An 8,912-nucleotide genomic window follows, 5' to 3' on the forward strand; every position below is an offset into this window, starting at 1 on the left:
CCCTGCCGGTGGGCGCCGCCGACGGCACTGGTCCTGGCCCCCGTAACGAGGTGTAGCTGGCGCCACCCCCGGGGGGACGGCGGCGGCGAGGGTATGAGACGCATTTGCTGGCCCTGGCAGTGATGAGGATTGCAGATGCAAGCCCAATGACTCTAAGGTGCCGCATATGCGCTCCTACACCATAGGCCGGGCGGCCCGGTTGCTCGGGGTCAGTTCGGACACCGTGCGCCGCTGGGCGGACGCCGGGAAACTGCCCACCCACCGCGATGACGCCGGACGCCGGCTGATCGACGGTCGGGACCTCGCGGCGTTCTCGGTGAGCCTGGCCGAGAACGGGTCCGAGGACCCGGGCGACGACGAGCCGGGGCACACCTCGGTGCGCAACGCCTTCCCCGGGATCGTCACCGCGGTGCGGATCGGCGACGTGGCCGCCCAGGTGGAGGTGCAGTCCGGTCCCCACCGGCTGGTCTCGCTGCTCACCCGGGAGGCCGTGGAGGACCTGGGCCTGGAGGTGGGCATGGAGGCCACCGCCAGGGTGAAGGCCACCAACGTCCACATCGACCGCGTCTGATGGCCGGCCCACACCGTCGCGGGAGCGACTCCTCCCGACGGAACCGGTCGCGGCGCCGCCGGGCCCTCCGGGCCGTGGTGGGGCTGTCCGTCGTGGCCCTGCTGGTGCCGCTCGCCGCCTGCGGCTCCGACGAGGAGGAGGGGGCCACCACCCTGCGGGTGCTGGCCGCGGCCTCCCTCACCGACGCGTTGGAGGAGGCCGGCGCGGTGTACGAGCGGGAGCACGAGGGCACCGAGCTGACGTTCTCCTTCGCTGGTTCCCAGGAACTGGCCGCGCAGATCCGTCAGGGCGCCCCCGCCGACGTGGTGGCCACCGCGGACACCACGACCATGGCCGGGCTCCGCGCCCAGACCGGCCCGGCGACCGTGATCGCCAAGAACCGGCTCACCATCGTGGTCGCGCCGGGGAACCCCGAGCGGGTGCGCGGCCTCGACGACCTGGGCCGGGACGACCTGAAGGTGGTCCTGGCCGCGCCCGAGGTGCCCGCCGGCCGGTACGCCGCCGAGGTGCTCCAGAAGCGGGGAGTGGAGGTCCACCCGGTCTCCGAAGAACCCAACGTGCGGGCCGTGCTCGGCAAGGTCGGGCTCGGCGAGGCCGACGCCGGGGTGGTCTACGTCACCGATGCGGCCAGCAACGACAAGGTCGCCACCGTGCCCGTCCCCGAGGAGAGCAACGCCGTCGCGGTCTACCCGGCCGCCGTGCTCAACGAGTCGGAACACGCCGCCGCCGCCCGGGACTTCATCGCCTGGCTGCGCGCCGCCCCCGGCCAGCGAGTCCTGCGTGCCGCGGGCTTCCAGGCACCCTGAACACCGATGGACGCCCCCGCGCCAGTGACCGGTCGCACCACCACCCCGGCGCGCGCGCCCGTAGCCCTGGTCCTCCCGGCAGTCGTCGCGGTCGGCCTGCTGCTGCTGCCGCTGGTCGGCGTGCTGGCCCGCACCCCCTGGGCCGACCTGGGCGAGCACCTGCGCCGCCCCGAGGTCGGCGAGGCGCTGCGCCTGTCACTGCTGGTGTCGTTCGCCGCGCTGGGGGCGTCCCTGCTGCTCGGGGTGCCGTTGGCCTGGCTGCTCGCCCGGGTGGACTTCCCGGGCAAGGCCGTGGTGCGGTCCCTGGTGCTGCTGCCGATGGTGCTGCCGCCGACGGTCGGCGGGGTGGCGCTGCTGCTGGCGTTCGGACGGCGCGGCGTGGTGGGCGAGCCGCTCCGGGACTGGTTGGGCGTCACCCTGCCGTTCACCACCACCGGCACGGTCGTCGCGGCCACCTTCGTGGCCATGCCCTTCCTGGTGGTCAGCCTGGAGGGGGCGCTGGCCGGGCTCCAGCCCGGCTACGAGGAGACCGCGGCGTCGCTCGGTGCCTCCCCGCTGCGGGTCTTCGGCACCGTCACCCTGCCCATGGTCGCGCCCGGGCTGGTCGCGGGGGCCGCACTGACCTGGGCCCGGGCGCTGGGTGAGTTCGGTGCCACCATCACCTTCGCCGGCAACCTGCCCGGGGTGACCCAGACCCTGCCGCTCCAGGTGTACCTGCTCCTGCAGGACGATCCCGAGGCGGCCACCTCGGTGTCGCTGCTGCTGCTCGCGGTGGCCATGGCCGTGTTGGTGGCGCTGCGCGGGCGCTGGGTGGGCGGCCATGCCGAGCGGTCCGGTCGAGCGGGCCGCCGCACGGCGGGACGGTCCCCGGGGGCGGGGGGCACGGAGTACTCGGGAGACACGGAGTACTCGGGAGAGGCGCGCCTTGGGAGCCGGGAACCGGGCGTGGGCCCGGCGACGGGGGAACGGTGGTCGCTGCACGCCGAGGTCACCGGGTTCACCCGGCTGGTCCTGGACGCGGAACCCGGCACCACCATCGCCGTCGTCGGCCCCAACGGTGCCGGCAAGACGACGTTGCTGCGCGCCCTGCTGGGGCTCACCCCGCGGGCACACGCCGTGGTGAGCCTCGGCGAACACGACGTCACCGCCCTGCCGCCGCACCGCCGGCGGGTCGCCTGGGTCCCCCAGGACGGCGCGCTGTTCCCGCGGTTGACGGCCCTGGGCAACACCGCCTACGGCCCGCGCGCCCTCGGTGCCGGCCGCGCCGAGGCCCGCCGGATCGCCCAGGGCTGGTTGGACCGGCTCGGTGTCGGGCACCTGGCCCGTCGCCGGCCCGCCCAGTTGTCCGGGGGCCAGGCCCAGAGGGTTGCCCTGGCCAGGGCACTGGCTGCCGAGCCGAGGCTGCTCCTGCTCGACGAGCCGCTGGCGGCCCTCGACCAGACCACGCGGGCCCGGGTGCGGCAGACGCTGCGGACCCACCTCGCCGGGTTCGGCGGGGTGTGCCTGCTGGTCACCCACGATCCGGTGGAGGCGGTGTCCCTGGCCGACCGGGTGCTGGTCCTGGACCGGGGCCGCGTCGTCCAGGACGCGTCGCCCGCGGAGGTCAGCCGACGCCCCAGGTCCCCCTGGGTGGCCCGGATGCTGGGGCGCAACGCCTGGCCCGGCACCGCGAACGCCGAGGGGCTCGCCCTGGGCTCCGGCGCGGCCCTGGTTGCCGCCGAGCCGTTGCCGGTGGGCACGGACGCGCTCGCGGTGGTCGCGCCGGAAGCGGTGTCGCTGCACCGTTCCCGCCCCGAGGGCAGCCCCCGGAACGTCTGGCCGGGACGGGTCCGCGAGCTGACCACCGTGGGCAGCCGGCTGCGGGTGGTGGTGACCTCCGACCCGGGCCCCGACATCATCGCCGAGATCACCCCGGCCGCAGCCGCGGACCTGGCGCTGACCGACGACAGCCGGGTGTGGGTCAGCGTGAAGGCGACGGAGGTGACGCTGGTCCCGCGGTGACACCCGCCCCACCAGGACCGAAGGCGCCAGGACCGACGGCGCCAGGATCGGGGGTCCGGACGCCGGGGGGTCGGACGTCGGGGGCGGCGTCCAGCTCCTTGCCGTAGCAGATCTCAGCGTACGGATCGTCCTTGTAGAGCGGGATCTCGACGAAGCCGTGCCGCAGGTACAGCGCGCGGGCCTCGGTCAGATCCAGGCGGGTGTCCAACCAGATCCGCCGGGCGCCCAGCCCGCGGGCGGCGTGCTCGGCCGCGGCCAGCAGCCGTCCACCGCCTCCCGTGCCCCGGTGCGCCGGGCGGATGAACATCCGCGTCAGCTCCACCGTGTCCGGGGTCAGCACCCGCAGCCCCGCGCAGCCGGCCGGTTCCCCGTCGCGCCGGCCCACCAGGAACAGACCGGTGGGCGGCGCGAGGTCCTCGCTGCGGTAGTCGGTGAGCCCCGGCTCGACCTCGTCGGGCAGGGCGGGCCGGCCGTGGTGGTGCTGGTAGTAGCTGTTGCTGACGTCGAGGAGGTAGTCCAGGAGCAGGGACACCGCCTCAGCGGAGCCGACCGGGGTCGGGGCGACGATCCAGGGGCTGGTCGGTTTGGCTGGCATGCCGGTGATTATCCGGGCGGTGCCGGTACTGCCCAAGGGGCGTCAGGGCCAGGACGACGCTGGCCACTGCGGCAGCGAGGCAGATCGCCGCCCAGAGGGCGTGCACCCGTGCCCAGTCCGGATGGCCCTCGGGCAGCACCAGCGCCAACGGCGCGGGAAGGAACGCCAGGGGCACGGTCACCAGCAGCAGGGTGGGTGCCGCCACCGTGCCGGGACGGGTGCCGTCCCGGCGGGCCACAACGGTGGCGAGTGCCACGGCCAACGCGGACACGGCAGCCGCCTCCACGGTCACCCCGCCCAGCGGGAGCTGGCCCCGGTCACTCTCCCCGGCGCCGATCCAGGCCACCGCGAGCAGCGCCGACCACAGCACCGCATGCAGCGGCAACACCAGGAGGACCCGCAGCGCGTGCCGCACCAGTCGGGGCACCGGGACCGTGGCAGTGGTGACCTGGCCCGGGTCATCCAAGAGGAACGCGATCCCCAGGGCGCAGGTCAGCGCCGCCATCCGGAGCAGCGACAGGCGCACCCCCGGGGTCGGGTCCGCAAGGAGCTCGGGGAGGGCCACCGAGAGCAGCGCGACCGTGCCAACGCCCGCGAGGACGGACCACGGCAGGGCCCGCCAGGTCGGCCGGCACAGCTCCCTGGCCACGGCTGGCGTCTGCGACCTCATCTGCAGTTCCACTCGCCGTCGTCACCCGTCACCGCGGGCGCGGTGACACCCAGCAGCTCCGCCGCCCGAAGGCTGGAGGTGCCCGGGGCGGTGAGCGCGGACCACTCCTCGCGCACCCGCCGGTCCACGTCGCCGCGGGGCCGGTCAAGCAGCGCCTGCACCACGGCCAGCTCGTGCTCGCGAAGCACCACCCAGCCGGCGTCCAACTGGGCCTCGCCCAAGAGGCTGATCGGGACGCCCCCGCCGCTGAACTGGCCGTCAAGCAGGGAGTTCAGGTCGGCCTCGGAGGTCGCCCGGACGGCCAACCAGAGCGTCAGCACCCCCCGGCTGTCGCACATCACCGGGGTGCCGGGCTGTGGCGCTTCCCCGGTGACCAGCCGGTAGGCCGTGGCGGCGGCCAACGCCAGGTCTTCGGTGCCGCTGCCCCAGAGCGTGCCCACCGGCACGGACCAGGCGGACCCGGTCGGGCCCTCGCTCGGCGTGGCAAACGGTATGGCTCCGTCGCTGCCCGTCGAGCCCGCGTCCACGGCGTTGACCCGCTGTCGCACGGTGATCGGCGAGGCTGCCACATCCTTCGGGGTCAGCGCCCGGACCTCACGCACCACCCGGTCCCAGTCGTCGACCCAGACGCCGAACTCGGGGAACAGGCAGTACTCGGTCGTGCCCAGCCGCTGGCAGCGCTGCACCTCGGCGGGGCGCTCGGTGGCCTGCTGCCGCTCCCTGGCCAGAGCCCCCGAGGGCCAGGCACTCTGGAACAACGCCCCGGCCAGCACGCAGGTGAGTGCGGCCACCGCCGTGCCCCGCGCCGTCCGCCGCCGACCACCGGCGACGGCTGTCGCCACCGCTCCCAACAGCGTGGTCATGCCCAGCAGGTACAGCAGGTGCCACCCCGCTGGCCGGTCGAGCAGGTCCGTGGGCACCCCCGAGGGGGACTGGTGCACCGTCGGGTACAGCCAGGCGACTCCACTGTCACCGGCCGCCAGCACGAACATCGAGGTCAGCAGTGCCAGCACGGTCAGCGGCGCCACCACGGCGGAGGCCGTCAGCCGGGCCAGCAGCACCCCGACCACGCCCAGGAGGAGAACCGAGGTCGGCCCGGTGGCCAACTCGGCGATGTCGCCCCGGCCCACGGCCTCCGGCCGCGTCGCCATCCAGCCGAACTGGGCCGCGACCATCACCGCGCCGACCAACCAGAGCGGCAACAGGGACAGCAGGTGGGCCACGGTCCGCTGCCACGGCGGCAACACCAGGGCGTCCAGGATGGCGTCAGTGCCGTGGCGACGCGCCCGGGTGGCGGCGAGGTTCACGGCGATCAGCACCGCGAACCCGACCAACACCAGGGGCAACTGATGGTCCCTGTCCATGTCCTGGAGCGGCGGATGGCTGCGCCAGGTGGTGGCACCCGGCCGTGCCATCCAGACGACACACAGCGCGAACGCGGTCAGCACCAGCGGGTGCCGCAACAGCCGCAGCCCCTCGAAACGGGCCAGGGCCAGCACGGCCCGTCGATCGCCGGCCGGGACCCGGGCCCGGGCCGCCTCCTTCGAGGCCCCGGACGGGGCGGTCATGACACTCACCCGGCCACCCCGCTGGTGTCACCGAGCGCCAGCAGGTAACCGTCCTCCAGGGTCGGCGCGCACACCTGGGCCCCCGGCGGGGGATCGCCGATGTTCCGGAACTCCCCGGTGCCGGTGCGCCAGCCGGCACGGGCACCGGCATCCCTCTCGGTGCTGCTCCAGACCCGCCCCTCGGCCACCGCGGCCAGCTCCGCGGGGGTGCCGGTGAACCTCACGCGGCCCTGGTCGAGGACCGCCACGCGACGGCACAGCATCGCCACGTCCTCGGTCTGGTGGGTGGACAGCAGCACCGTGCGGCCCTCGGCGGTTTCCGCCACCAACTCGCGGAACCTCAGCCGCTGCTCCGGGTCGAGGCCGACCGTGGGCTCGTCCAGCACGATGAACAAGGGATCGCCGACGAGCGCCGCGGCGAGACCGACCCGCTGGCGCATCCCGCCGGAGAGCGACGAGATGCGCTTGCCCCGGCGGTCGCCGAGGCCCACCGTGTCGAGCACCCGTCGCACCTCCTGGTGTCGGGCCTGCCGGTCGGTCATCTCCTTGAGGATCGCCACGTAGTCCACGAACTCGAACGCGGTGAACCGCGGGTGGAAGCCGGGGTTCTGCGGGAGGTAACCCAGCCGACGGCGGATCTCGTGCCGCCCCTGGACGGTGCGCGGGTCGTGGCCGAGCACGGTCAGCGCTCCGCTGTCCGGGGTGATCGCGGTGGCCAGAATGCGCAGCAGGGTGGTCTTCCCCGCGCCGTTGGGCCCGAGCAGTCCCGTGATGCCCTCGCCGAACCGGATCGAGACGTCGTCCAGCGCCCGGGTGTTGCGGAAGCTCAACGTCACCCCGGACACCGAGACCGTAGGAGCCGACGAGGACGGTATCGGCGAAGGGGCCGCTGAGGGGGCCGCCGACGACGGCGGGAGAGGTCGTGGCCGGGACATCAACTGAACCTCCGGATAACGGTGTCGGCGCGGAACGGGAAGGAGGAAGCGGGCTGGCCACCGCGGTCGAAGCGGTCCCTGACCGCAACCAGGGCGGCGCTGGCGGCTATCGTCGCCGCGGCCGCGCAGAGCTGGCCGGCCGCGGTGAACGGCAGCGGGGTGCCGCTGGACAGTGCCTGCCCGGTCAGCACCGCCAGCCCCCAGAGCGATCCCACGAGCACCGGCGCCCATACCGGCCCGAGCCTGGACATCAGCAGCAGACCGGTTGAGGTGAGCGCGAGGGAGGGCAACAGCCAGCCGAGGGCGGCCGGGCCGAACGACGGCACCGCCAGGCTCGCCAGGGCACTGAGGGCGTTGGTCGAGGCGAGCACCGAGACGGTGCGGATCATCAGCAGCCGGAACGAATGCACCGGCGCGACCACGGCCATCTCGTACGTCGGGTCGTTGCCGGGACCAAAGGACAGGGCCACCCCGGACAACGGCAGCAGGGGGGCCACGGCGAGGAACAGCAGCGAGGTGTCCCCACCCCGGGCCAGGTGGGCTGCGGCGACGGTGACCAGCAGCGTGAACACCACGGCCCCCAGCCAGGCACGGCGTAGCGTCGAGGTGGCGGCGAGCAGCCGCGCCGTGTGGTCGGCGACCCCCAGGCGCAGGAGCACCCACTCCAGCGGGCCGGGACGGGGCACGTCCAGCTCCGCGTCAAGCCGGGCCCAGCCGTCGTCCAGTACGGCTGGGCCCACCGCGTCGGTGAGCCGGGCCCGGCAGTGGTCGCAGGAGGCCAGGTGGGTCTCCGCGGACCACAGTCGGGGCCCGGTCAACGACCCGCAGGCGTAGTCACGCACATCGTCCTCGGGCAGGTGCCAGCGGCGCACGCCGGACGGACCGTCCACAGGGACCTCCTTGACTTCGGATCGGCCGCTTCCGGCGCCGGCGGCCGGTGCCCCGGTGCACCGGGGCGTCTCCGACGCGGCGGGCTGGGGGAGCCCGGCGGCCCCGGGGGGCGCCGGGGCGCCGCGGGTCTCGTCGATCCGCGGGGCGTTGTGGTGCTCGCGGGGCCCGGGGCCGTGGTCGTGGGGCTGTCCGGCGTGGCCGTGGATGCGGTCAGTGCTCACGCCAGCTCCTGCCGTAGCTGCCGACGGGCGCGCATGGCCCGGGTCTTGACGGTGCCCGGGGGGATGCCGAGCAGCACCGCGGCCTCCCGGGTGGTCAGCCCGTCGATGACGGTGGCCTGGAGCACGGAGCGCAGCTCCGGCGAGAGCCGGGCAAGCGACCCGGCCAGGTCCCCGTGCTCCACCCCCACCAGCACCTGGTCCTCCGCTGACGGCTCGTCCCTGCCGCGGAGCCGGGCCAGCGCCTGCCGGAGCCGTCCCCGGGCGCCCTCGCCACGCAGCGCGTCCACCAGGCGCCGGGAGCCGATGCGCCACAGCCAGCCGGCGACGTCACCCTCCCTGCGGTAACGGGCCGTGCCGCGCCACACCGCCAGGAACGTCTCCTGCACCACGTCATCGACGAGGGCCGGGTCCGAGCACCGACCGCGCAACCGCAGCGTCAGCCACACCGCGTACCGGCGGTACAGCTCCTCGAAGGCGCGGCGGTCGCCGTCGGCCACCGCCCGTAGCAGCTCCGGGTCGCTCGGGGGCGTCCCGCTCAAGGTCGTCACACTCCTTCATCGCAACGAGGGTCGGGATCGGTTCACTCGCCTGACCAACGCGTTGCTGGGGAAGCGGTGCCGCTCGGCGGGGGCGGGTCGGTTCGGCGGTGTTCGG

9 protein-coding genes are annotated in these 8,912 nt (G+C 74.6%); 3 read left to right on the top strand and 6 right to left on the bottom strand.

What is annotated here, in order from left to right:
- The first annotated feature begins 166 nt into the window (after positions 1-166).
- From A3IG_RS0126650 to A3IG_RS0126660, 3 genes are all read left to right on the top strand, one after another.
- Complete coding sequence (locus tag A3IG_RS0126650; protein ID WP_018386644.1) at positions 167-571, top strand: TOBE domain-containing protein; 405 nt, start codon at positions 167-169, stop codon at positions 569-571.
- Between the two features lie 74 nt (positions 572-645).
- Entirely contained in the window at positions 646-1,377 is a 732-nt protein-coding gene (modA, locus tag A3IG_RS0126655; protein WP_018386645.1) for a molybdate ABC transporter substrate-binding protein, read from the top strand.
- Positions 1,378-1,383: 6 nt separating this feature from the next.
- On the top strand, positions 1,384-3,378 hold the full coding sequence (locus A3IG_RS0126660; RefSeq protein WP_026220698.1) for an ABC transporter permease: 1,995 nt from the start codon (positions 1,384-1,386) through the stop codon (positions 3,376-3,378).
- On the opposite strand, the gene A3IG_RS31455 is transcribed toward A3IG_RS0126660, so the two are convergent.
- The 6 genes from A3IG_RS31455 to A3IG_RS0126690 form a co-directional block, all read right to left on the bottom strand.
- Complete coding sequence (locus tag A3IG_RS31455; protein ID WP_018386647.1) at positions 3,338-3,973, bottom strand: GNAT family N-acetyltransferase; 636 nt, start codon at positions 3,971-3,973, stop codon at positions 3,338-3,340. The two genes, A3IG_RS0126660 and A3IG_RS31455, sit on opposite strands and share 41 nt — an antisense overlap.
- Positions 3,915-4,643, bottom strand: coding sequence for a hypothetical protein (locus A3IG_RS31460; protein ID WP_051087653.1), 729 nt, complete (start codon positions 4,641-4,643; stop codon positions 3,915-3,917). The genes A3IG_RS31455 and A3IG_RS31460 overlap by 59 nt, the downstream gene beginning before the upstream one ends.
- Complete coding sequence (locus tag A3IG_RS31465) at positions 4,640-6,211, bottom strand: hypothetical protein (protein ID WP_018386649.1); 1,572 nt, start codon at positions 6,209-6,211, stop codon at positions 4,640-4,642. Before A3IG_RS31465 ends, A3IG_RS31460 begins: the two co-directional genes overlap by 4 nt.
- A 5-nt stretch (positions 6,212-6,216) precedes the next feature.
- Positions 6,217-7,056 (bottom strand): ABC transporter ATP-binding protein, encoded by an 840-nt coding sequence (locus A3IG_RS0126680; protein ID WP_018386650.1) that lies wholly within the window; start codon positions 7,054-7,056, stop codon positions 6,217-6,219.
- 89 nt (positions 7,057-7,145) lie between these two features.
- Positions 7,146-8,258 (bottom strand): cupin domain-containing protein, encoded by a 1,113-nt coding sequence (locus A3IG_RS31470; RefSeq protein WP_018386651.1) that lies wholly within the window; start codon positions 8,256-8,258, stop codon positions 7,146-7,148.
- A complete protein-coding gene (locus A3IG_RS0126690) occupies positions 8,255-8,797 on the bottom strand; it encodes an RNA polymerase sigma factor (protein ID WP_018386652.1) in 543 nt (180 codons plus the stop codon). The genes A3IG_RS31470 and A3IG_RS0126690 overlap by 4 nt, the downstream gene beginning before the upstream one ends.
- Positions 8,798-8,912: the final 115 nt, after the last annotated feature.

It is taken from the genome of Wenjunlia vitaminophila DSM 41686 (assembly GCF_000380165.1).
GTDB lineage: Bacteria > Actinomycetota > Actinomycetes > Streptomycetales > Streptomycetaceae > Wenjunlia > Wenjunlia vitaminophila.

Excerpts from the sequence above, each read along its gene's own strand:
- A3IG_RS31455 (WP_018386647.1), bottom strand. The coding sequence starts at position 3,973 with ATGCCAGCCAAACCGACCAGCCCCTGGATCGTCGCCCCGACCCCGGTC.
- A3IG_RS31465 (WP_018386649.1), bottom strand. The coding sequence starts at position 6,211 with ATGACCGCCCCGTCCGGGGCCTCGAAGGAGGCGGCCCGGGCCCGGGTC.
- A3IG_RS0126660 (WP_026220698.1), top strand. The coding sequence starts at position 1,384 with ATGGACGCCCCCGCGCCAGTGACCGGTCGCACCACCACCCCGGCGCGC.
- A3IG_RS31460 (WP_051087653.1), bottom strand. The coding sequence starts at position 4,643 with ATGAGGTCGCAGACGCCAGCCGTGGCCAGGGAGCTGTGCCGGCCGACC.
- A3IG_RS0126650 (WP_018386644.1), top strand. The coding sequence starts at position 167 with ATGCGCTCCTACACCATAGGCCGGGCGGCCCGGTTGCTCGGGGTCAGT.